Origin of the sequence: Litoreibacter roseus (genome assembly GCF_009811795.1) — a bacterium.
GTDB lineage: Bacteria > Pseudomonadota > Alphaproteobacteria > Rhodobacterales > Rhodobacteraceae > Litoreibacter > Litoreibacter roseus.
The window spans coordinates 60,515-82,401 of the sequence record NZ_BLJE01000007.1 but is presented as its reverse complement, the minus strand read 5'-3'; the positions used below and the strand labels follow the sequence as shown (position 1 = coordinate 82,401).

20 protein-coding genes and 1 pseudogene are annotated in these 21,887 nt (G+C 57.4%); 5 read left to right on the top strand and 16 right to left on the bottom strand.

Annotated elements, in window-relative coordinates; translation table 11 throughout:
* Positions 1–506: 506 nt before the first annotated feature.
* The 12 genes from KIN_RS20345 to KIN_RS20290 are packed head-to-tail and all read right to left on the bottom strand — an operon-like array spanning position 507 to position 13,524.
* A complete protein-coding gene (locus tag KIN_RS20345) occupies positions 507–2,468 on the bottom strand; it encodes a TRAP transporter large permease subunit (protein ID WP_306439017.1) in 1,962 nt (653 codons plus the stop codon).
* A 9-nt stretch (positions 2,469–2,477) separates the two neighbouring features.
* Positions 2,478–3,554 carry a C4-dicarboxylate TRAP transporter substrate-binding protein gene (locus tag KIN_RS20340; RefSeq protein ID WP_243144992.1) on the bottom strand — a complete coding sequence of 359 codons (1,077 nt, stop codon included), beginning with the start codon at positions 3,552–3,554 and terminating at the stop codon, positions 2,478–2,480.
* Between the two features lie 57 nt (positions 3,555–3,611).
* Entirely contained in the window at positions 3,612–4,268 is a 657-nt protein-coding gene (locus KIN_RS20335; protein ID WP_159810610.1) for a malonic semialdehyde reductase, read from the bottom strand.
* Positions 4,269–4,296: 28 nt separating this feature from the next.
* The gene (locus tag KIN_RS20330) at positions 4,297–5,121 is read right to left on the bottom strand and encodes a 3-oxoadipate:acetyl-CoA acetyltransferase (RefSeq protein WP_159810608.1); all 825 of its coding nucleotides are present in this window, start codon (positions 5,119–5,121) and stop codon (positions 4,297–4,299) included.
* Positions 5,118–5,999 carry an intradiol ring-cleavage dioxygenase gene (locus KIN_RS20325; RefSeq protein WP_159810606.1) on the bottom strand — a complete coding sequence of 294 codons (882 nt, stop codon included), beginning with the start codon at positions 5,997–5,999 and terminating at the stop codon, positions 5,118–5,120. Before KIN_RS20325 ends, KIN_RS20330 begins: the two co-directional genes overlap by 4 nt.
* Before the next feature lie 9 nt (positions 6,000–6,008).
* Positions 6,009–7,763, bottom strand: a complete 1,755-nt coding sequence (locus KIN_RS20320; RefSeq protein WP_159810604.1) for an FAD-dependent oxidoreductase — start codon at positions 7,761–7,763, stop codon at positions 6,009–6,011.
* Positions 7,763–8,821, bottom strand: a complete 1,059-nt coding sequence (locus tag KIN_RS20315) for a branched-chain amino acid ABC transporter permease (protein ID WP_159810602.1) — start codon at positions 8,819–8,821, stop codon at positions 7,763–7,765. The genes KIN_RS20320 and KIN_RS20315 overlap by 1 nt, the downstream gene beginning before the upstream one ends.
* Positions 8,821–9,684 (bottom strand): branched-chain amino acid ABC transporter permease, encoded by an 864-nt coding sequence (locus KIN_RS20310; protein ID WP_159810600.1) that lies wholly within the window; start codon positions 9,682–9,684, stop codon positions 8,821–8,823. The genes KIN_RS20315 and KIN_RS20310 overlap by 1 nt, the downstream gene beginning before the upstream one ends.
* Entirely contained in the window at positions 9,681–10,388 is a 708-nt protein-coding gene (locus KIN_RS20305) for an ABC transporter ATP-binding protein (RefSeq protein ID WP_159810598.1), read from the bottom strand. Before KIN_RS20305 ends, KIN_RS20310 begins: the two co-directional genes overlap by 4 nt.
* Entirely contained in the window at positions 10,388–11,107 is a 720-nt protein-coding gene (locus tag KIN_RS20300) for an ABC transporter ATP-binding protein (protein WP_159810596.1), read from the bottom strand. Before KIN_RS20300 ends, KIN_RS20305 begins: the two co-directional genes overlap by 1 nt.
* 45 nt (positions 11,108–11,152) lie before the next feature.
* Positions 11,153–12,412 (bottom strand): ABC transporter substrate-binding protein, encoded by a 1,260-nt coding sequence (locus KIN_RS20295; RefSeq protein ID WP_159810594.1) that lies wholly within the window; start codon positions 12,410–12,412, stop codon positions 11,153–11,155.
* A gap of 47 nt (positions 12,413–12,459) precedes the next feature.
* Positions 12,460–13,524 (bottom strand): maleylacetate reductase, encoded by a 1,065-nt coding sequence (locus KIN_RS20290; protein WP_159810592.1) that lies wholly within the window; start codon positions 13,522–13,524, stop codon positions 12,460–12,462.
* Positions 13,525–13,613: 89 nt separating this feature from the next.
* On the opposite strand from KIN_RS20290, the gene KIN_RS20285 reads away from it, so the two are divergent.
* On the top strand, positions 13,614–14,564 hold the full coding sequence (locus KIN_RS20285) for a LysR family transcriptional regulator (protein WP_159810590.1): 951 nt from the start codon (positions 13,614–13,616) through the stop codon (positions 14,562–14,564).
* An 86-nt stretch (positions 14,565–14,650) separates the two neighbouring features.
* On the opposite strand, the gene KIN_RS20280 is transcribed toward KIN_RS20285, so the two are convergent.
* On the bottom strand, positions 14,651–15,229 hold the full coding sequence (locus KIN_RS20280) for a TetR/AcrR family transcriptional regulator (RefSeq protein ID WP_159810588.1): 579 nt from the start codon (positions 15,227–15,229) through the stop codon (positions 14,651–14,653).
* Between the two features lie 237 nt (positions 15,230–15,466).
* Here KIN_RS20280 and KIN_RS20275 point away from each other — a divergent pair, with 237 nt between their 5' ends.
* On the top strand, positions 15,467–16,165 hold the full coding sequence (locus KIN_RS20275) for a hypothetical protein (protein ID WP_159810586.1): 699 nt from the start codon (positions 15,467–15,469) through the stop codon (positions 16,163–16,165).
* Between the two features lie 364 nt (positions 16,166–16,529).
* On the opposite strand, the gene KIN_RS22495 is transcribed toward KIN_RS20275, so the two are convergent.
* Both KIN_RS22495 and KIN_RS22730 read right to left on the bottom strand, forming a co-directional pair.
* Complete coding sequence (locus tag KIN_RS22495; protein ID WP_243144991.1) at positions 16,530–16,916, bottom strand: TetR-like C-terminal domain-containing protein; 387 nt, start codon at positions 16,914–16,916, stop codon at positions 16,530–16,532.
* A 45-nt stretch (positions 16,917–16,961) separates the two neighbouring features.
* A pseudogene (locus tag KIN_RS22730) lies at positions 16,962–17,150 on the bottom strand (TetR/AcrR family transcriptional regulator); the annotation flags it as partial.
* A gap of 103 nt (positions 17,151–17,253) precedes the next feature.
* Between KIN_RS22730 and KIN_RS20265 the strand changes: the two are divergent.
* Together KIN_RS20265 and KIN_RS20260 are read left to right on the top strand one after the other, a co-directional pair.
* The gene (locus tag KIN_RS20265) at positions 17,254–17,985 is read left to right on the top strand and encodes a DUF8737 domain-containing protein (protein ID WP_159810582.1); all 732 of its coding nucleotides are present in this window, start codon (positions 17,254–17,256) and stop codon (positions 17,983–17,985) included.
* Between the two features lie 171 nt (positions 17,986–18,156).
* Entirely contained in the window at positions 18,157–19,314 is a 1,158-nt protein-coding gene (locus KIN_RS20260) for an MFS transporter (RefSeq protein WP_159810580.1), read from the top strand.
* 211 nt (positions 19,315–19,525) lie between these two features.
* On the opposite strand, the gene KIN_RS20255 is transcribed toward KIN_RS20260, so the two are convergent.
* Positions 19,526–20,815: a beta-propeller fold lactonase family protein gene (locus KIN_RS20255; RefSeq protein WP_159810578.1), complete on the bottom strand. Its 1,290-nt coding sequence runs from the start codon at positions 20,813–20,815 to the stop codon at positions 19,526–19,528.
* A gap of 143 nt (positions 20,816–20,958) precedes the next feature.
* On the opposite strand from KIN_RS20255, the gene KIN_RS20250 reads away from it, so the two are divergent.
* Positions 20,959–21,885, top strand: coding sequence for a LysR family transcriptional regulator (locus KIN_RS20250; protein WP_159810576.1), 927 nt, complete (start codon positions 20,959–20,961; stop codon positions 21,883–21,885).
* The last annotated feature ends 2 nt before the right edge of the window (positions 21,886–21,887 follow it).

Below are 21,887 nucleotides of genomic sequence, written 5' to 3'. Positions count from 1 at the left end.
GAAAAATCGACGGACCCGAGCAAAATCTGCCATGGTTCAGACCAAGCGATTGGTGCGCCCTCTCTGTTTCAACGCGTTCCAAAAACGCTCTTTCCAATTGATCAGAACAGTTGCACAGGCGTACGCGGTGAGGCTTTTACAGCACCCCAACCGACTTCTTCCGAATTGAATTGCTTAACTTACTTGCATAGCTTCTTTGCAGGTAGATTGTCCTCCCGATTATTCGCAATATCCATCGCAAGAGACGCCTAAATCCAGAAATTTGTCAGAAGATCATCTTGGATTACCACTTCTATGCAGACCCGATCTGGTGCGTCCAAAAAGAGAAGCTATCCTAACAAATCTTGTTCCGCATTCGTCGATCAGCAGGCCAGATTGCAGTACGTGAACGTCATGCTTCTAAAGCGCATAATCAAAGTGTTCCCGGCGCCTGTCCAGTGAAGCAATTTGCAGTCAATGATAATCAAACTCGTCCTTAGCCTGAAACACGAACCGCATGGCCGCTCCTACTCGAACACGAGGCTAAGTGCTGGCACAAAGGTGAGGATCAGCGTGACAACCGTCATCATGATCACGAAGGGAAAGGTGCCGATAAAGATATCGCCCAGGCTGGTCGAACGGTCCGATATCGTCGCCTTGACCACATAGACCGTCAGCCCAAAGGGCGGCGTCAGCAAGCCGATCTCCACTGCGATCACGGTGACAATCCCAAACCAGATCAAGTCACCGCCAAGCCCGCTGACCACCGGCAGGGCAAGGGGCAGCAAGATCAACATGATCGACGTGGAATCAAGGAACATCCCCATGATCACCACCAGAACGAGGTAGATCATCATGAAGCCCATCAGGCCAAAGCCGGCCTCGGCAAAGAACATCGTGGCCTCTTGCGGAATGGTCGACAGCGACAGCATCCGCGAATACATCGACGCGGCGATGATCAGCAGCAGGATCGAGACCGACACCAGCCCGGTATCTACCAGAACCCGCCACAGCCGCGCCCAGGTCAGGCTTCCTTTCAGCAACGCCACCGCGATCGCTGCCGCAGCGCCCGCTGCGCCTGCTTCAGTGGGGGTGAAGACGCCCGAGTAGATGCCGCCCAGTACGATCACAACAAGTGCGGTGATGGGCACCAGCTTGATCAGCGCGCTGCGCCACGTCTCGCCTTCGATTACCGTGGGCTTGTCAGACTGCATCACCATCTTGGGCCGTAGCCAGGCCATCAGGTAAATGCCCGTACCAAAGACGAAGGCCAGCAGCGCGCCGGGGACAATCGCCGCAAGGAACAAGGCCCCCACCGATTGCTCGGCCAGAACACCATAGATGATCAGCAGCAAGCTCGGCGGGATCAACATGCCCAGCACGGATGAACCGGCGACAACCCCCAAAGCAAAGCGGTTGTTGTACCCGTTGGCCACCATCTGGGGCACAGCTACGCGCGAGAACACCGCGGCCGAAGCGATGGATATGCCAGTGATCGAGGCAAAGACAGCGTTCGCCGCCACCGTCGCAATGCCCAGCCCGCCGCGAATGCGCTGCAACATCCAGGCCGCGACCCGGTAGGCCTCGCGCCCGATGTCCGCGATATCAACAACCAGCCCCATCAGCACAAATAGCGGAACCACGCCAAAGAGATAGCGATTGATCGCCCCATCCGCCGCAAGCGCAAGCGAGCGCATGGCAACCGTCGGATTGTAACGAATAAGCCAAATGCCGAGAAAGCTCAGCAGGATCAGTACCACTGCGATATGCGCCCCTGACAGGATCAACACCAGCATGAAGGCAATCGCGGCAAGCCCCACACCGATGCGGTCCATATCCGCAAAGACAAGCGCATAACCAACCACAAGCACGGCGGCGAAAACAACAAGTATCGGCCAGCCCCGGGGCGTGGTCAGCACCGTGTGCCGGATACGCAGGGGGGCCGCACGGTTATGGCTGAGGATTTCCTTGAGATCGAGTAGCGCCTGCGTGGCAAAGGCCAGACAGGTCAACAGCGATCCACCGAAAAGACAGGCCTTGATCGGCCAGACAGGGGCGGTAAAGACACCCTGCGCGCCAAAGAACTCGTCCTCGGCCCAGGCATCCACCAGCTTCGGCCATGTGCCCTGCGCAATCAGCGCAAAGACCACGATGCCCGCCAGATGGAAGACAATGCGCATGACCGCGGCCGCAAAAGGGCGATGTTCTTCAAGTGGGCCGATAAGAATGTCGGTGCGCGTCATGCGCCCGCTCATCAGCGTATGCGCGGCCTGCAAAAAGACGATGGCGACAATGGAATTTGCCACGATCTCTGACACACCCTGTATCGGCGTGTTGAGCAGCGTGCGCCCCAGAATGTCGCCGCAGATCAGCAACATCAGGCAGAAAATCCAGATCGACGCAGCCCCGCTGATCACGCCGGTGAGCGTGGAAACCCCGCTCACCGTCTGATCAATGCGCCGCCGGAAGTGTTGGCTCGAACCGCGCATGGCTGCCCCCTACTCGCGCTCGGACCAGTCGATGCGCGGGTCAAGGTCGGCCGCCTTGACCTTGGCCATGTAGGCATCCAGCACCGCGGCTGCACCATCATCGGCGTTCGCCTCGGCCCAGTCCTTGGCCAGGTTCGGCAGGCCATCTACCCAGGCCTGCACATCCGCCGCGGGCAGTTCAGTCACTGTTGCACCCGCTTCAGGCAACTTGGCAAGGAAGCTTTCGTAGCGTGCCATCACCTCTTCGGCATGGGCAACGGTATATTCCTCGCCCAGCTCGGTCAGGACGCTGCGCACATCGTCCGACAGCCCCTCCCAGACATCCTTGTTGATGCCCAGACCGCCGGTCATCTGCGCGCCCAAACCCACCAGCGTGACATAGGGTGCGACCTCGTAATGCTTGTTGGGGAAAGCACCCGTGATGATCACCACGACCCCGTCAGCCACACCCGTCTGAATCTGGTTGTAGTAGGTCGGCAAGGCCCCGTTCACCGGCACCGCACCCACCGACTTGATCCAATTGGCGGAGGGCCCTGGCGCGATGATCTTCCGGCCATCCAGATCCGCCAGAGAATTCACCGGGAAGTTGGTGAACAGGTGATAGGTCTCTACCCCGCTGGCCCCCAGAAAGACGACGTTCTGATCATCCCACGCCGCCTGCAGCTCCGGCATCTCGCGATGCAGCTCGTTCATGATTTTCAGCGTCGCGACCAGATCGTCGGATACGAAAGGTGTAAAATAAGTCATGTTTTGCAAGGGCATCTTGGACCCTTCCCAGAGGGTTCCCACCCAACCCGCATCAGTCAGCCCGTCGCCCACAGCTTCAAGCGTATCCTTGAACCCGTATAGCGCACCACCATAGGTCTCAGTCCACTCGATCCGGTCTTCCGATCCCATTCCCTCAAGCCGTTCGTTCGACTTGGCCACCACGGTAGTGGAAAGCTGACCTACCCAGGGCAAAACCGTGGGATGGCTCGCGGCCATGGTCAGCTTGTAGGTCTCCGCCGTTGCCGCGCCCGCCGTCATCAGGCTGATGGCCGCTGCGGGCAGCAGGCAGGCAAACTTCGTAAAAGTCGTTTTTGTCATCTCTGGTCTCCTCCCAGTCAAATCATGCGCTTTTGCGCATCTCGTTTTCGGTTGTCGTCAAAGCGTTTCGCAGACCTCGTCATAAGTCATGCGCGGCAAGCGCCGGAAAATCTTGGATGTATCGGCGTAGCCCAGGTTCACAAGGAAGTTGGATTTGATCGAGGTGCCGTGAAAAAACTCCTCGTCCAGCTTGGCATTGTCAAAGCCCGACATCGCGCCGATGTCCAAACCGACCGCCCGTGCGGCCAGCATGAAGTACCCGCCCTGTAGCGTGCTGTTACGGAAAGCGTTGATCTGCGCTGCGGTGGCGTTGTTCTTGAAGATGTCCTGTGCCGCCGGATTCGGCGGGAAAAGCCGCGGCAACTCCTCCCAAAAATTCAGGTCGTAGGCGATGATCGCCGTGACCGGTGCTTCGCGCATCTTGGGCCGGTTCCCTTCGAACAGCACGGGCTCGATACGGTCTTTAGCCTCATCTGAACGAATGAACACCAGCCGCATCGGCTGCTGGTTCATCGAGGTTGGGCCCATACGCGCAATTTCGAACAACTCCTGCAGCGTGGCCTCTTCCACGTTACGGTCCTGCCAGCCGTAATGCGTTCGCGCCTCACCAAAAAGCAGCCGCAGGGTATTCTCATCGGCTTTCAGGTGCTCGGCCTGAAACGCAGCCGCGGCAGCGCGCGCGGCATCATCTGATGCAAGTGCGGGGTCAGTCATAGTCTCTTTCCTTTCTTGGGATCACAGATCACAGACCCAGGATCGCCCGGGCCTGCGCGGGTGTGGCCACGGCCCGCCCGTTCTGTTCGCAGATCTCGGTAACGCGCTTGACAAGCGCTGCGTTTGACGATGCCAGCTTTTCCCTGGATAGGCGCACGTTGTCTTCCAGCCCAGTGCGCGCATGTCCGCCCGCCGCGACCGACCATTCGTTGAGCACGATCTGCGCCGGTCCGATCCCCGCTGCACACCAGGGCGCATGCTCACCGAACAGGCGCTTGACCGTCTTGACGTAGAAGTCGAACACAGTCTTGTCGGCGGGCATGGCGTTCTTCACGCCCATGACGAACTGCACGTAAGGCACTCCGTCTATCTGACCCTTTCTCTGCATCTCGGCGCATTTGAGGATGTGGCTCAGATCAAAGGCTTCGATCTCGGGCTTGACGCCATGTATCTGCATTTCGCTTGCCAGCCAATTCACCAGGTCGGGTGGGTTTTCATACACGCGGGTGGGAAAGTTGTTGGACCCCACCGATAGGCTCGCCATATCCGGCTTGAGCGGCAGCATCCCGCCCCGCGCCTTGCCCGCCCCCGACCGTCCACCGGTCGAAAACTGGATGATCATACCGGGACAGTGCTTTTCCAGTCCCTCTTTCAGCGCGGCGAACTTGTCCGGATCGCTTGAGGGCGTTTCGTCATCATTGCGCACATGCGCGTGCACAATGGTTGCACCGGCCTCAAAGGCCGCCAGGGTGCTTTCCACCTGTTCGGATATGGTGATCGGGACAGCAGGGTTGTTGGCCTTGCGCGGCAGGCTGCCGGTGATGGCCACGCAGATGATGCAAGGATCGCTCATGGCGCAGGCGCCAGTACAAAGTCATGTTCAACCTCGTAGTAGGGCCCCTCAAAACCCGCTGCGGCGATGCGGTCGGGGTCTTCGACCCGCTCAAAGGTCGCCAACAGGCTTTCCTTGACGCCAAAAACCGCATCCGAATGGATGTAAGGATCGTCGGGATCGAAGATATGTGTGATCAGCGTCTCGAACTTCTCCGCTTCTAGGATGTAGTGCAGATGCGCGGGCCGATAGGAGTGCCGCCCCAGCTTTTGCAGGAATTGCCCAACTGGTCCGTCATCCGGGATCGGATAGAATTTCGGCTTCACGCCCTTGAAGTGATAGGCCCCATCCTCGCCCGTTCGAAAGACACCGCGCAGGTTGAACTCGGGCTGAAGTCCCTTTTGCTGAACGTCGTAAAACCCTTCGTCATTGGCTTGCCAGACATCAATCTTGGCCTTGTCGATCGGCTTGCCATCGGTGCCGGTGATGCGGCCTTTGACCAGCATTGGCTCGCCTTTCTGGTCAAGGCAAATGTCCGACCCCATGGGCAGTTCCGGCGCATCTGGTACGTGGAAGGGGCCAAGCACGGTCGATTCCGACGCTCCGCTTGGCTTGCGATTGTTGATCGCATCCACCAGCATTGACACGCCAAGGGTATCGGACAGCAGGATGAACTCCTGCCGCCAATCATCGCAGGTGTGGCCGACCTTGGTCAGAAACTGGATAGCTTCGAACCATTCCTCCTGCGTCGGCTCCAGTTCCTTGATGGCCGCATGGAGGTGTTTGACGATGATCGCTGTCGCTTCTGCCAACCGCGCCTCGGCATCCGCCGATGTCCGGCTGACAACCACCTCGGCCGAGTTTTCTTCCGTGAAGTATCCTTGCTCCTGAGTGCTCATGATCTTCTCCTATTTCGCTAGAACGGCGGTCAGAACCCGCGTCAGTTCGGCCTCGGGGTACTCGGCCATGGCGTCATGCCGCCAGCAGACATGCTGGTCGGGGCGGGTCAGAACGCAGCCTGAATCGCTCACTTCCCGCGCGCGAGCCCAATCGCCGGTGTGATCCACATGTTCCTGCCGCGGACCGATGACATGGGCGTTGATGGTGATGCCCAATGCGTCGGCCACCTTAGCCGCGGCCTCGGTCCAGGCCTTGCCACCCAGGCCGGTCAGCAGGGTGAAGGCCCCTCCGCCGGCCAGATCGAGTGTGGAGTGCTTGGCACCGTCACCGTCAAACAGCCAGACATGCGGAATGCGCGCACCCGGCCATGTGGTCGGCTGGTAATGCAGGTCTGCATCCAGCGCGAAATCCGGCTCAACCTGCCCGTCCGTGACCGCTGCGCTGGAGGTGTAGCGCTGGTTCATCTCAACCCCATGCGCGTCGAATTCGTACTTCTTGAACGCAATCGCCTCCCGGATCGCGGCCCGCTGCGCCTCCGCAGCCGCTGTTGAATCGCACCGCGCTTCAAGGTTTGCCTGCATCACCTCGGGGTCATTGTTTTCGGTCAGACCGAGCGCATCAAAGATCGGCCCGAATTCCCCAATCGACTGGTTCGCCCGGGTCACAATCTGCTTGGCCACCGGCGCTCGCTCGGTCGAGTAGGTGTCGAGCAGTGCTTCACCGGCCTGCCCCTTCAGCACCGCCGCCAGCTTCCACGCCAGATTGAAGGCGTCCTGGATCGAGGTGTTCGACCCCAATCCGTTTGAAGGCGGATGCCGATGGATGGCATCCCCCATGCAGAACACCCGGTCTTTTTGCAGACGCGTGGCATAGTAGTTGTTCACCGTCCAAGTCGACCAGCTGGTTATGTCGACATCCAAATCGCGGTCACCCACCAATTCTCGCACAACCTTCTCGGCAAATGCGTTGTCGACGTCCGGTGCAGGCTGGCTGATGTCATAGCCCCAGACGATCAGCCATTCGTTCCAGGGGCGGACCATGCGAACAACTCCCATACCTATACCACCCACATCCGCACCGGGTTGCACCACCCAGTAAAGGACCGACGGACGGTGCGCGACGTATTTGGACAGGTCTGCCTTGAAGAGGATGTTCATCGACCCGCCAACGCCCATCTGCCCCTCGAACGGCAGGTCCAGATGCTCAGCCACCAGCGAATTACCACCGTCGGCCCCGACCAGATACTTCGAGCGGATATTGAACTCCTTTCCCGTCAGCCGGTCCAGACAGGTTGTCGTCACCCCTTCCGCGTCCTGTATATGGCTCAGGTATTCGGTGCTCATCCGCGCCTGCGTGCCGCGCTGGCATGCGGTCTTGAACAGCAAGGGTTCCATGAACGTCTGCGGCAGATCGTTCATGAACGTGGGCGAGGATAGCAGGTGCTCCGCCTTCGACAGCGGATGCGTGCCCCAGCTTTTCAGCCGCCCGATCTCCTCCCCGACCAAGCTCTCGCAAAAGACGTTCTCGCCCATCAGCTCCTGATCGGCTGCGAACATATAGGCTTCGTCTTCAACCTCGCGTCCCAGATCGCGCAGCACCTCCATCGTGCGTTGGTTGGTGATATGCGCCCGCGGCGTGTTGGCCAGCCAGCGGTAACGGTTGATTACCATGTTCTCGATCCCGTAGGTCGACAAAAGCGCCGCCGTGGAAGAGCCTGCTGGCCCGGTGCCGATGATAAGCACGTCCGTTGCGATATCTGCCATTATTGATCCTCCGAAGTGGTAAGTCGGCCGCCCCTCAGGCGACGCTGAATTGGGAAAAGCTGCAGGCTAGTTCGTTCCGAGACGAGGCCCCAAAGACCGCGCGGCGCTACCAGCATGATTGAAATGGCCAGCACGCCCAGTGTCATCAGGTACCAGCTGCCAAAGTCAGCCAACAGCGATTGCAGTGCGAAGAAGACCAGCACGCCGATGATCGGCCCTTCCATGGTGCCAATGCCGCCAATTACAACGATGAAGATCACATAAGCCGTCCAATCCGTGACGCTAAAGGCTGCATCCGGGCTGATCCGTGCCTTTTGCAGATAGATCAGCGCGCCCGCGACACCGGTGCCAAAAGCGGATGTCAGAAAGACCATCCACTTCATCCGGCCCGCATCGACACCCACGGACTTGGCCGCCTCGATATTGTCGCGCACCGCGGCCAGCGCCAGGCCGCGCCGGGTCCGCAGCAACCAGTAAATGCCACCGATGGTGACCAACGCCAGCACCAGCGCGATCCAATAGGCAAGAATGTCGCGGGCCGCGGCGGAACGAACGCCAAGTGTTTCTTCGATCATCTCTACAAACCACATGTCGCGCGTTGCATCGCGCGGCAGCGATGTGCCAGTACCGCCGCCGAGCGATTTCCACTGCGATGCGATCAGGCGCACGACCTCGGCGATGACCCAAGTGCCTATGGCGAAATAGGCCCCGTTTAAGCGGAAGGCGAAGAAGGCCGTCGGCACCGCGATGGCGAGCGCCGCAAACCCCGCGAGGGCGACCGCCAGTACCGGATCGAACCCGCCCAGTATGACCAGCGCAAATAGCGCGTAAGCGCCTGCGCCGACAAAAGCCTGCTGACCAATGCTGACCAGTCCGCCATAGCCCGCCAGCAGGTTCCAGAATTGCGCCAGCGTCAGCATCGTGAGGATAAAGAACATGTCCTGGATGGTGCCTCGCCCTGCAAAGAACGGTAGCGCGATCAGCATGAGGATCAGCAGGATGCCAGCAATGGCCGAAACACTTGAAGCCCGTGTCTGTGTGGTGACGATATAGCTCATCAGTCATGCGCCCTTGGGAAAAGGCCACGGGGTCGGACCAGCAGCACCAGCAGGAACGCGATGTGACCGGAAAGTATTTGCCATTCGGGATTGATTGCAGCGCCCAGCGTCTGCGCCACCCCGATGATGATGCCCCCCGCCAGCGTGCCCCATAGTGAACCGAGACCGCCAATGATCACCGCCTCAAAGGCATAGATCAGCCGCGCAGGCCCGATGTTGGGATCAAAGTTCGCCCGCAGCCCAAGGTAGAGCGCGGCAACCGTGACGATTACCAATGCAATACCAGTGGCTGTCGCAAAGATGTTCGCGGTTTTGATCCCCATCAGGCTTGCCGTAGTGGCATCGTCCGAGGTGGCGCGAAACGCGCGGCCCAGCTCGGTACGATAGAAAAGCTGGTTTAGCCCGACGATCACGAGCACGGCAGAGGCGAATGTCAAAAGCGGCATGACACCCAGCGAGATAGGACCGGCCTGTATGGACGCGGTTGTCAGGACGTCGGTGGGCAAACGCTGGCTGTCGGCAGAGAAGCCTTCAAGCAGCGCGTTCTGCAAGGCAACCGACAGCCCGAAGGTGACCAGCAGAGGCGGCAGGATGTCATCGCCCAGCGTTCGGTTCAGGAGGAATTTCTGCAAACACCAGCCGATACAGAACATCAGCGGCATCGCAACGACGGCGGCCAGAAACGGCGGCAGGCCCAGCAGGGTGACCAGCAGCAGGATCAGATAAGCCCCCATGACGATCAGATCGCCATGTGCGAGATTGACCAGCCGCATGATCCCGAAAACAAGACTAAGCCCTGCCGCAAACAGCGCGTAGAGTCCGCCCAGCAGGATACCCTGAATGATGGTATCAACCCAGATCATTGGCTCGCTCCGAAATAGGCGTCGTAGATCGCATCGCGGCTCAGGCTGTCGGGGGTGCCAGTCAACGTGATCCGGCCTTCCATCATGCAATAGACCCGGTCGGCCACCGCTAGCGCCTGCGCGATATCCTGTTCGACCACGATCAGGCTGGCACCGGCTTGCTTGATCTTGGGCACCGCATCGTAGATGTCCTTGATCACCACGGGCGCCAGCCCGAGGCTGATCTCGTCACACAGCAGCACGCGCGGATTGCTCATCAACGCGCGGCCAATGGCCACCATCTGTTGCTGCCCACCCGACAGGGCCATGCCGGGATTGTGCCGCCGCTCGCTCAGGATCGGGAACAGTTCATAAATCGTCTCAAGGTTCCAATGACCCCGGGTCTTGCGACCATAGGTGCCGATCAGCAGGTTCTCTTCGACCGAAAGCGACGGGAAAAGCTTGCGCCCCTCCGGCACCATCGCCACGCCCTGACTGACGATGTCTTCGGCTGGCAGCGTGCCAATCTCGACCCCGTCAAATCGCACCGCCGATGGCGCATTGCCCAGCACGCCCGAGATCGAGCGCATGAGCGTTGTCTTGCCCGCCCCGTTTGCGCCGATGATCGCCACCGTCTCATGCTCAGCCAGTTCGATGTCTACACCGAAGAGCGCCTGAAAATCACCATAGTGCGCCGTCAACCCTTCTGTCTGCAAAAGGGCCATCAGATGTCTATCCCCAGATAGATTTCACGGACTTTTTTGCTGGCCATGATCTCGTCCGGATCGCCAATGCCGATGATTTTGCCGAAATCCAGCACCAGCAGGCGTTCAACCACCGATGTCAGCGCGTGCAACACATGCTCGATCCAGATGATGGTGACCCCACGCGCGTGGATGTCCTTGATCGTGCCGATCAGCGCCTGGCATTCCCCCTCGGTCAGCCCGCCCGCAATCTCATCCAGCAACAAAAGGTTGGGCTGCGTCGCCATGGCGCGGGCCAGCTCCAGCCGCTTGCGCTCCAACAGCGACAGCTGCCCAGCAGGTGTGTTGGCGCGACGGATCAACTCTGTCTGTTCCAGAACATCCGCGCAATCGGCCTGCACCGCCGCTTCGCTCAGGTTGCACCCATGTGTTGCGGCGACCAGCAGGTTTTCATAAACAGTCAGCTTTTCAAAAGGTTGCGGGATCTGAAAGGACCGTCCGACACCGGACAGACAGCGATCCTTCGCCGAAACCCGCGTGACATCGCGATCCTGAAAGTGGATGCGCCCTGCATCCGCGCTCAAGTTACCCGTGATCAGGTTAAAGAGAGTCGACTTGCCTGCCCCATTCGGACCGATGATGCCAAGGGCCTGCCCCTTGGGAACGTCAAAGGTCACACCATTCGTCACGGTCAGCGCGCCAAACTTCTTGCTGACGTCCTTTAGCGCTAAAATGCTCATGTCGCGGCTCTCCTTCGGTCCTGCGGGGTGTAGGGCCGCTCCGGGTCAGCTGATGGCTTCCATCGTGCCACCGGTCGGAATCTCGGGATGATCGGAGTTATCGATGATCACCAGATCGTAACCGCCCCCGTCTTTTAGCCGCCACTGCCCTCCCACCAGCGGCGTCTTAGCCACGTTTGCCGCCGCAAAAGGCGGCAGCCCCGCGCCATCAAAGGCGATGCGGCCCACAATGGAATTCAGCTCACTCGCCGCTATTGCCGCGGTCACCTCATCCGGGTCGCGCGTGTCATCGACCCGGCCCATCACATCTGCCGCCATCTCGAAGAGCGCATGCACAAAGCCGATGGGCTGCGTCCACTGCTTGCCTGTCGCCGCCGCATACCCGGCCGCCAGATCACCTGCCGAGGTGCCCGTCAGCGAAGACGCGAATGGATGGTTCGGCGTCCACCACACTTCAGAGCTGAGGTTATGACCCTGATCGCCCAAGGCCTTTACTGCCTGCGGGAACAGGATCGCTTTACCAATGCTGGCTGCTTTAGGGGTGAACCCTTGCTGCTTCGCCTGCGTCCAGAAGGTCGTAAAATCTGGCGGGATCGGCACGCCGGTGACAATATCGCAATCGGCCTGTTTGAACGCGTTGATCTGCGCGCTGAAATCATCCGTCAGGTTCTGATACCGCCCCGGATCGGTCAGTCCGTAACCTAGCTCCGCCAGCGGCTTGGGAAAGCCCACATTAGGATCGCCCCAGGCATTTCCGTCCCCATCATTGGGAAACAGCCCGCCGACTTGCTTGTTGGTGTCCAACTGACCCCACATCGCGGTGAAAACGCTGATCACATCTTCCAGACCCCAGAAAAAATGAAAGCTGAAGTCAAAAGGCCGCCACGATCCGGGATCGCCCGGATTGCCCTGCTGTCCAATGAAGTAGGGTTGCCAAGGGGCCACGGTTGAGATGACCGGGATCTCTTCAGCTTCGCAGGTGGTAGCAACTGGGTTCGTCGTCTCAGGCGTTGAGGCCACCAGCATCATATCGATCTCATCATCGATGATCAGCTCTTTTGCGACCTCCGCCGCGCGGTTGGGGTTAGACTGGCTGTCCTTGACGACCACTTCGAAATTGGCACCGGCCTCCGACCCGAGAAAACCGTCGATAACGAACTGATCGGCCTCCGAAAACCCGGCAAGGGGGCCCGATTGCGGGCTGACATACCCGATGCGGATCTTGGCCCCCTGCGCCAGCGCGGGCGCAGCCAGTGTCAACCCGGTGGCGGCGGTGGATTTCAGCAATGTGCGGCGTGTAATCATGAGGTCCTCCCTGAACTCAATCAATCGTTAATGTCGTCCACGAGACGTTAGTGTTTTGGCGCGTCCCCAGCCCATGCGGCTTGCAGCAGCTCTCGAATATCCTCGCGGGTGACAGGCTGTGGGTTCGTATAGGGTTTGGTCGTCGCCAGTTCTGCTGCGCGGTCCAGATCGCTTTCCTTCAACCCGAAGTCGCGCAGGGCCAACGGCGCGAACATCCGTTGCGCAAACTGGTGCAGGGCGGCCCCCGCGTTTCTACCCCCCAGAAGATCGCAGATCGGCTGCAACTCTGTGGCCGCGGCGCGCGCATTGTAAGCGATGGCATGGGGCAGAACGACGGCATGGGTTTGCGCATGTGGCAAATCAAAGGAGCCGCCCAGCGTGTGACAAAGCTTGTGATGCAGCGCCATGCCCACCTGCCCCAGAACGGTGCCGCAGGCCCAGGCCCCGCGCAAGGTCGCCTCTCGTGCGGCAAGATCGTCAGGCGCTTCCAGAACACCGGGCAGCCCTTGGACCATCGCCCGCAGCCCCTCCTGGGCCAGCGCATCCGTCTCTGACGTCCGACCCGTCGCATAAAGCGCTTCCGCCGCATGGGCCATCGCGTTCAAGGCGGAGGTGACGGTCATATCGACAGGCAGGGTGACCACCAGTTCGGGATCATAAAGAATGACTTCCGGCAGCACCTTCGGGTCCGTGAGTGTGGTCTTCACCGCATTCTCGGTCTGGCCGAGAATGGGTGTCGCTTCGCTCCCCGCATAGGTGGTCGGAATGACGATTTGCGGCAGGTCGGTGCGATAGGCAATCGCTTTGCCCAGTCCTGTCGTCGATCCGCCACCAATCGCAACGACGCAGTCAGCGTCGGTTTCGCGGGCATGGGCCACGCCTTCTTCAGTGACATCGACCGGCGTGTGCATTGCGGCCTTGCTGAAAACCCCAGCGGCAAGGGACCCAAGGTCCTGCGCGATCAGACAGGCGGCGTCCGATTGTTGAGGGGTGGAGAGCACCAGCGCCCGCTTGCAGCCCAAACGGTCAACTTCGGCGCGGATCGTATGCCGGATCGCCGCGCCGAACTGGACGCGGACAGAACGCAGATAATCTTGAATGGTGTCAACCATCGCCCCCTCCCGGTCTTGATTGATCCCTTTTTAACCTCGCAAAACTGTTCAGTTGATCGAAACCGCATGACCTAATATACCTTCATGCTATGCAAATAGATCCCAACCACCTCCAGCTACTCTCTGCCATCGTCGACGCCGGGGGGCTAAGCGATGGCGCGCGGATGGTGGGGAAGTCTCAACCCAGCGTGTCGCGCACCATCTCGATGCTGGAGGCGCGACTGGGATCAAGGCTGTTTGAAAAAGGCAAACGCCCGCTGCACCCGACAGAGCTGTGCCAGACCCTTGCCGAGCAAGGGCGCATCATCGCAGAAGCGGCCCGAGCCGCAGAAGCGGCGGCAGATCTCTACAATGGCGGCAAATCCGGGACGGCACGTCTGGCGGGTACGCCGATCTTTATGGACGGTGTGATCTCAAACATGATCGCCTCATTCCAGACCGCCTTTCCCGAGGTCGCCATTCACCAGACCTACGGCTATCTCGCGGACCTCACCGAACAGCTAAACGTGGGCAACATTGATATCGCAATCTGTCCTGTGCGACATGACAGGGTACCACCTGGCTTGAGTTTCAAACCCATCCTCAAAGGAAGGAACGTCATTGCGTGTGCGCCCTCACATCCTCTAGCTCGCAGATCTTCTCTAAAACTGGCCGAGATTGCTGATTTTCCTTGGATCGCTCCGCCAGCAGACAGCCCGCTTTATGAAGACTTGCTCCTGGCACTCAAATCGATAGGCATCAAAGACTTCAAAGTCAGTTTTACGGGCGGATCACTGGCATCAATTACTAGCATTCTGAGCGGGTCAGACGCGCTCACAGTATTGCCCTTTTCGGTTGTCTTTATGCAAAAGCACAGCAAGGCGGTAGCATCCCTGCCGATAAAGATAGATCACCCCGACCGAGAACTAGGTCTACTTTGGCGGAATGACCGACAACCGCGACCAGCTGTGAAACGGTTCAGCAAGTATATTGAATCAGAGTTTTCCGGTCTTGGACAGATCATTAGCCAAAGTGGGCGGAACGAAGTCTGGCGAACCTAGCCTTGGCCAGCGGAAATGAAACAGCACCCGAAGCGCAAAAACCATCGGCCAGCAGAGAAAATCCTATGGCCTGTGTTAGTACAGCGTTACGCGCTACGAGTGATTTCTTCCAAGGTTGCGTCAATTACCCTTTTGTCGGAAACGCTCACATCCACGTCATCCAACTGCCCTGACATCTTCAGAAGCGCGTGGCCGTGCAAGCGGGTCCAGGAAAGATAGGCAACTGTCTCAGCCGTTTCGGCAGATGCCTGAGGCATACAGGCGGCTACGGCTGCCCGAACTCTTCCATAGATGCGCCGCCCAAGCGCTTCCAGGTCGCGGTCCTTCATGGTGGTCGCAGACACCGAGAAAGACAGCCGAAACATCGCCGGATTGCCCGCGGCATAATTCAGGTAGGTCTCACACAAACCACGCATCTGCACCTCGGGATTGTCCACAGCCTGGGCCTTCATTTCTGCGTCTAACCGAGACATTTCACGAATAATGAGCGCTCCAAAGATTTCCGCGCGTGAGGCGAAGAGCCTGAACGGAGCACCTGAGCTTACGCCCAACCCTCTAGAAATGCGTCCAAAGGAGACGGCTTCAGGGCCGTCCGCCTCGCACACGCTCTTGACTTCATCGAGTAGCGCATCGCGCAGAGCGCCGCGCTCTATCTTCGCTGCCATTCGGGCCGCCTCAAAAACTTCTTGACCCTTTGTAAGTGCAACTTACCTAATCCGCAAGTAAGCGATACTTACGTAAATCAAAGCGAGGGCAGACAAATGGAAATCATATACTTAACGCTATCGGAGAAATTCATGTGGGCAAGCGTCGCCCTCTGTGCAGTCTGGTTCGGAATATGCGTGGTTGGGCGACTACTAGACCGGCGTACGCTCCACGGAGAAAACGTTTGGATTAAACCAATGCGGTTCTCTTCCTCATTGGGGATCCACTATTCGACTTTTGCGGTGGTGCTGACGTGGCTCTCGCCACAGCTGCAAACTGCCGACTGGATGGGATGGATGGCCGGGATCATGGCAGCATCCCTCGTCTATATGGTGGGCTTCATCGGTGGCACTGCAGCACTTGGCATCTCGTCGCACTTCAACGACTCCAGCCCGTTTTTGCGCAAGCTGGAGTTGACGATGGCAGTTTTGGCGGCAGTGGTGACGGCACCGATGGCGATATTGGGCGGGACGGTGCTGATGGACGGGGGCTTTGCGTTGTCCCGGACCGTGCAACACGCCTCCGCCGCAGGACTGATCTTTGGGACAGTGATGACTTTCGTCGCTGCCTACCATCTCGGCGTACGACAAGGGCCGTTCTTTGGCGAAAAGCCTGTCCGTGAGCGCCGAATGCCAGTGACAGATTGGTCACTTGATCGTGGCGACCTGAGGGTGGCTCACTTCTTTGCCACGCACATGATGCAGGTCACGCCGTTTGCGGCACTCCTCGCAGTGTGGCTCTTTCCTGAAGGTACGGCCTACACGGCAGCGTTGACGGTGACAGTAGTCTGGGGCTGGTTGACAGTACGTTCTTATCGTCACGCGCTAGCCGCACGTCCCGTGACGAGTTTGCTAACCCGAAAACGAACTCCCAAAAAGGCGCAACCTGCCCAATAAAATTTGGCACCCGACTATTCCTGCGCAGGACACCGTTTTTTGCTAAAGCCCAGCCAGCGGACATCGATGGACGCTAAAATGGGGATCACTTCACGTGGCAACCGCGAAGGGAGGCCGAAGCAGCCATCTGTCAGTGTATCAATAACTGCTACAATTTACGTCGGAGGCACACATCTTTAGGGTGGAAAAGCCTCCTCGCCTTCGAACTGAAAGTGGCCGAAAAGAGCACTTGGAACGGCATAAAAGCGTTATAAGTCCACAGTTCATCTTATTTGCTCGATAGTTTTTGTGAGGTCGCGCTCCTGTGTAGTAACCGATGTAGTAGTAGCCGGCGACAGGGAAGTCTTTGGCTAATGGAAAGGGACTATTGAGGACCTGCAACCAGTATCCTAAGCGTCATCTGCCGCATCACTTTTTCTGTGTTTATCACATCTCCAACGACGGCATCACGGTTGTCGAGAGCTAGAACCGATTGCCCATGTACCATTGACCAAAGTGCGTAAGCTGTCTCACCTGCAATTGGTGCATCAAAATCAACATCAAGAACGATAGCTACTTCTTTGCGCAAAACTGCAAACGTATCGTGGCCTGCTGATCGGAGCGCATCCGCTTCAATCGTTTTCAAATCCGTCATGGCTTCACCGAACATTGTAGCGAACAGATTTGGTTCCTTTCGAGCAAATGATAGGTAGGCTTTTCCAATTGCAACGACACGCTCGGAGCCATTTTTGGGCTGTGCGGCCTCTGCCATAGCTTTGCCTAAGTCTTGCATGCCATGCGCCCCAACTGCGTGCACCAGCGCGGCTCTATTGGGGAAATGCTTGTAAGGCGCGGCCGTACTGACCTTTAGAGCGCGCGCAATTGCAGCTACAGAAAGCGCTTCGAGTCCCCCTCTGCGCACTTGTTCGACCGCATAGTCTAGGACTTTAGCCCTCAATCCGGACGATTGGGGTTGGCCACTCTTACTATCTTCCTGCCTCGGCATCTTCACTCGACCTTTTTTGTTACATCACTCTTGTCTTTCAAAGGTGATAGCCTATCACTTACAGCATCTGCTCTTTCGGCGTTGCATAATTTGGAGAACTAAAATGCTCATCAATGAATACTTATCAACTACGCAAGCATGGTGGGTTACTTTTGTGATCCTTGGCACTGTATTGCTGGTTGTTTCGGCCACGTCGATGTTCGTAGGCTGGGCCGTAAGAGATGCGGGTTCTCACGGCGACAGACGCGCACTTTTGGTTTTTCCAACTATATTCGTTCTATGGGGCGGTGGTGCACTTACAACGTCGCTGACCCTGGTATTAGAGTTTACTTGGTTCCTGCCCTTTGCACTTTTTCCAATTCTCCTAGGTACAGCCATGAGCTTTCTGCCAGTCATCGCTGGCGTTTTAGCTCGGGTACCTGTTCATTGGATGGTCGGTCTTCAGACTTACAGAATAGTAGGAGCAGTATTTTTATACCCCTTTATGACCAGTGGCATTCTGACTCCGGGTTTCTCTTGGCCAGCAGGAGTGGGTGACGTTATGACTGGAATGGCCGCCCCGTTTATCGCTTGGGCTATACTACAGGACTCCCAGAAATGGCGTTGGGTTTTTTACGGTTGGACAGTTTTTGGTATCGCTGATCTGATTGTGGCCCCCCTCTCTGCAGCGATATGGTCATTCGGTGTTGGTGGACAGGACATGACGTTCGCTGTAACCGCCATTCCTCTCTTTCTTGGACCTCCGTTCGGCATTCTTATCCATATTATGACCTGGCGAGCTTTTGAAATTCAGCGTCAAGATGCCGGACACTTTGCCAATGCTGAACGGGCATGAACGTAAATTGCACACCTTGGCCGCAAAACCCTGTGAAGAGCCCTAAACGCACAAACTATCCGGCCACCAAGGGCGTATTTTCTCGCTTGCCATCAACAAGTGCGACCAAAGCTATAAATCTTCCGGGTTACTCCCCCTTGTGATCGGGGCATCATTGAAGGAGCATCACAGGTGCGCCATGTAGTGGTTTTAATGCTTGCACCGTTTGCCTTTGCTACCGGCGCATATGTCTTTGCAGGGATATTGGAGCCTATGTCTCAGGACCTTGGCGTTTCAGTTGCAGCTACTGCCCAATTGCAAACGGCTTTCACAATAGCTTGCGCCATCGGCGGGCCGCTCCTAGCTCTACTAACAACAGGTGTGGATCGCCGCAGGCTCTTACTGATCGTTCTAGTATTACTGGCTAGCATCAATGCCGCTTCGGCCCTTGCACCAGATTTCGGCACTCTATTAATCGTGCGTATCGCCGCAGGTTTTGTCGGGGCGCTGACCCTCCCTGTAGCGTCATCGATGGCGGCAATGTTAGTTCCACCTGACAAACGAGTAATAGCATTTGCAGCGATTTTAGCGGGGAATTCGCTCGCTTTTCTTTTTGGCATCCCAATTGGCTCACTCATCGGTGCAACCTTTGGATGGGCGGCATCTTTCATGTTTTCAACCGTTCTCTGTAGTGTGGTTGCGATCTTAATCTACTTTACAGTCCCAACAGTACAGACGTCGGCAGACCTTCCTAAGGGTGCGATCAAGTCTGTGCTACGTTGGCCGTTGACCGGTTTGATGGGAGTGACGTTGGCCGCATTCACGGCGACGTTTTCAACAATTGGCCTGGTCGGGCCTACAGTTACGGTAGCAACAGGGTTGACCGGTGCTTCAATAGCGTGGATGCAGGCGCTCATCGGGATCGGCTCAGTTGCCGGGTTGGCGATCGGAGCAGCTTTGGCGCGAGCAGTTGATCGCCCACTGACCATTCTTCTATTGGGAATCCTCGCAACACAGTTGTTGTACTCTTATGCTGTTCAACTGAGTGCCATTGGGTTCATCGGCATAGTTCTGACTACTTTTGCAATCGGGGTAGGTGCTATCTGTCTTTTTGCATGCGCGCCTGTCATTCAGATGCAGCTTGCCCATGCCGCTGGACCCGCAGCCACCCTCGCCTTTGCGCTCAACGGCTCAATGATCTTTCTAGGACAGGGGGTTGGTACCGCCATTGGTGGCTTAGCAACGGTTACTTTCGGACTTGGGAGTGTCGGCGTTGCCGGTGCCGTTGTCGCTGCTCTTGGTATTCTCCTCACTACGAGGCTGCTTTATGTGCAGTCGCTTTCCAAATAACCTTCGCTTAAAAGGTCGGATTTGCGCGCCTAGAGATCAGGTTTGGTGGCCAAGGTCGGTATCGGGAAGTGGATCGAGTTAAACAACCGCAACCCCCTAACCATAGTCCATTGCCCACACCAATTTTGCCAAGACACTCCGAATGGCAACCTAACAGTTCTTAGCTGCCACTCGTAGGATGGTACTTTGTTTCTTTACACGTGGCGCTTCCTTATTCGATCACGCGCACAACGTGGACACCTCTTGGCGCCGGCATCCGAATTGATGTGCGGTCCAAACCCTCAGTCGAGACTTCCCAAAGCTCGATCCCGGCGCGGGTCACAGGGTCAGTGGCATCGAAGTACTCGTTCACGCCAACGTAGAGGTGGTCTCCTCCGGGATCGAAGGCCAGTCCTTGTGGCAGATGCGCGTCGAAAAACTCTTCTTCAATCAAGGTCATCCCCCCGGTCTCAGCGTCAAGTGCATAGAGGGATACCGATGCCGCGGCATCAAATAGCGCATTGTCCTGTGGCAGGCCCGTCGTCCGCAGGTTGCTGGTTGCGATCATAGAGCCGTCCGGACTGATCGCCAGCGTTTCAGCCTGAAAGCCGCCAGTTTGAATGCCTTGAATAAAGTGGGCTGGTTCAGCGGCGTCCGGCTCGGCCACTCGGATTGAGGTGAGGGTTCCCTGTCCGACAATCCCATAGAACCGCTGCACGTCCGCACCCCACATGAGGTCACTGGTGATGTAGTGCCGCCCATTAGGCGTGAAGAGTCCACCCATCGGAAATTTGTTGGTCGCGACGAGATTGCCCCATTGCGTAATACCATTGGGCCCACCCGCATCGTCACGGCCGACCCGGTAGAATACTACCTGGTTCCGCAACGTCAGGTTCACGGCTAAGATGTCTTCGGTGGGATGGAACTGTACATTGTGAGCGAGATCGAAAGGAATATCACCGCGATCTGTGAGATTGAGGCTAAATGTTTGCGGGGTACCAAATCCCTCGTCAACCTCTACAAGAGTTAGCCCATTGTCCGACGTCAACCCCACAACTGCAACCATGTCGCCAGCAGCATTGAAGCTCACGGCTTGAGGACGCGCCGGAACCTCGGTTTCAGCAATCAGCTTGAGTTGGGCAGGATCAGACAAATCGTAAAGCCGTAGGGCAGTGCCCGGGTTTTCTTCCAACTCGGCGAGCTTCGTCTGGCCATCTCGGCGCTGTTGAAGTGTCTCGACCACGACAGCGCGTGTACCATCGGGAGAAATATCCATCACCTCAGGTGGGCTAAACACGGAATTGGGGGCGTCTATCAGGCCTAGCGGCCTGTCTGGCTGGGATGTATCGAACACCAAAAGTGTGTCTTTGGCGTCCAGCGGGACTCCAAGTTGACCGTCCTCGTAAGCCGTACCGGCCATATCAAGGTCTGACAAGCCAAGGACATATCGGGCCGCCGGTTCCGCGACAGCCGGCGACGACAACAGAACTAAGCTGATGACAGCGGCAAGAGCGTTTCGCATATGTATCTCCTTTCGGGAAGAAAAATTGGACTACCCTAGGAGATTGATGCAGAACGGATAATCTCAAATCGAAATACAGCATAGTCAAATACGATTCAGGAATAACACTAGTCATTGGATATCTTTTGGTTATCTGTTCCCCTATGAACCTTGCCTCTGTTGATCTTAATCTGCTTGTAGCTTTCGACGCCATCATGGCTGAACGCAGCGTCGGCGAAGCAGCAAAACGTCTCGGTATTAGCCAACCCGGGATGAGTAAGCGGTTGGCCAACCTACGCCTCTTGATGCGTGATGAGCTCTTTCTGCGCACAAAGGAAGGGCTGAAACCCACCGAGAAAGCGCTTGATCTTGCGGAGCCAGTGCGATCTGCACTCGCTGGGCTTGAAACAGCTCTTGGAGGCCACCGGGCTTTTCAGCCAGAAACGTCTCACCGAACGTTTCGGATTTCAGCAACAGATCACATCGCGGTGACGTTACTACCGCCTTTAATGCAACGGCTGCGTAAAATTGCACCACGAGTGACGCTTGTGATCCGCTTTGAAAATCGCCTTACTGTCGCGGAAGCTCTGGAAAAGGGAGACCTCGATATCGCGTTGACGATCCTACCTGACGCGCCTGCAGCCATCCAACGGCTGGATCTGTTTAAAGAAAATTATATCTGCCTCGCTTCCGAAAACCACCCAGAAATCCGCGACGATTTGACTCTCGGACAGTTCATGAAATATCCGCACATCCTCGTCACTATGGCCGGCGACACGCGTGGTTTCATGGATCGCCTATTAGCAGATTACGGATTGAAGCGGCAGGTTGCTATAAGCCTGCCCTACAATCTAGTGGTGCCCGAACTGATCGCGCAAACGGATATGCTGGCCACGATGCCGACCCGCGTCGCGCGCCTGATCGCGTGGAAATGCGTGCGCAGCTTTCCGGTACCGATTGACGTTGCTGGATATAGGGAAACCATGCTCTGGCACGGACGTAATGATAGTGACCCCGCGCACCGTTGGCTACGGAAACTAATCGAAGCCGTGAGCCGGGATGTCGACATTGCAGTAAATGCCGACATCTAACC

Bases quoted from the DNA above. Each gene is read 5' to 3' on its own strand.
- KIN_RS20345 (WP_306439017.1), bottom strand. From the start codon at position 2,468: ATGCGCGGTTCGAGCCAACACTTCCGGCGGCGCATTGATCAGACGGTG.
- KIN_RS20340 (WP_243144992.1), bottom strand. From the start codon at position 3,554: ATGACAAAAACGACTTTTACGAAGTTTGCCTGCCTGCTGCCCGCAGCG.
- KIN_RS20335 (WP_159810610.1), bottom strand. From the start codon at position 4,268: ATGACTGACCCCGCACTTGCATCAGATGATGCCGCGCGCGCTGCCGCG.
- KIN_RS20330 (WP_159810608.1), bottom strand. From the start codon at position 5,121: ATGAGCGATCCTTGCATCATCTGCGTGGCCATCACCGGCAGCCTGCCG.
- KIN_RS20325 (WP_159810606.1), bottom strand. From the start codon at position 5,999: ATGAGCACTCAGGAGCAAGGATACTTCACGGAAGAAAACTCGGCCGAG.
- KIN_RS20320 (WP_159810604.1), bottom strand. From the start codon at position 7,763: ATGGCAGATATCGCAACGGACGTGCTTATCATCGGCACCGGGCCAGCA.
- KIN_RS20315 (WP_159810602.1), bottom strand. From the start codon at position 8,821: ATGAGCTATATCGTCACCACACAGACACGGGCTTCAAGTGTTTCGGCC.
- KIN_RS20310 (WP_159810600.1), bottom strand. From the start codon at position 9,684: ATGATCTGGGTTGATACCATCATTCAGGGTATCCTGCTGGGCGGACTC.
- KIN_RS20305 (WP_159810598.1), bottom strand. From the start codon at position 10,388: ATGGCCCTTTTGCAGACAGAAGGGTTGACGGCGCACTATGGTGATTTT.
- KIN_RS20300 (WP_159810596.1), bottom strand. From the start codon at position 11,107: ATGAGCATTTTAGCGCTAAAGGACGTCAGCAAGAAGTTTGGCGCGCTG.
- KIN_RS20295 (WP_159810594.1), bottom strand. From the start codon at position 12,412: ATGATTACACGCCGCACATTGCTGAAATCCACCGCCGCCACCGGGTTG.
- KIN_RS20290 (WP_159810592.1), bottom strand. From the start codon at position 13,524: ATGGTTGACACCATTCAAGATTATCTGCGTTCTGTCCGCGTCCAGTTC.
- KIN_RS20285 (WP_159810590.1), top strand. From the start codon at position 13,614: ATGCAAATAGATCCCAACCACCTCCAGCTACTCTCTGCCATCGTCGAC.
- KIN_RS20280 (WP_159810588.1), bottom strand. From the start codon at position 15,229: ATGGCAGCGAAGATAGAGCGCGGCGCTCTGCGCGATGCGCTACTCGAT.
- KIN_RS20275 (WP_159810586.1), top strand. From the start codon at position 15,467: ATGCGGTTCTCTTCCTCATTGGGGATCCACTATTCGACTTTTGCGGTG.
- KIN_RS22495 (WP_243144991.1), bottom strand. From the start codon at position 16,916: ATGGCAGAGGCCGCACAGCCCAAAAATGGCTCCGAGCGTGTCGTTGCA.
- KIN_RS20265 (WP_159810582.1), top strand. From the start codon at position 17,254: ATGCTCATCAATGAATACTTATCAACTACGCAAGCATGGTGGGTTACT.
- KIN_RS20255 (WP_159810578.1), bottom strand. From the start codon at position 20,815: ATGCGAAACGCTCTTGCCGCTGTCATCAGCTTAGTTCTGTTGTCGTCG.
- KIN_RS20250 (WP_159810576.1), top strand. From the start codon at position 20,959: ATGAACCTTGCCTCTGTTGATCTTAATCTGCTTGTAGCTTTCGACGCC.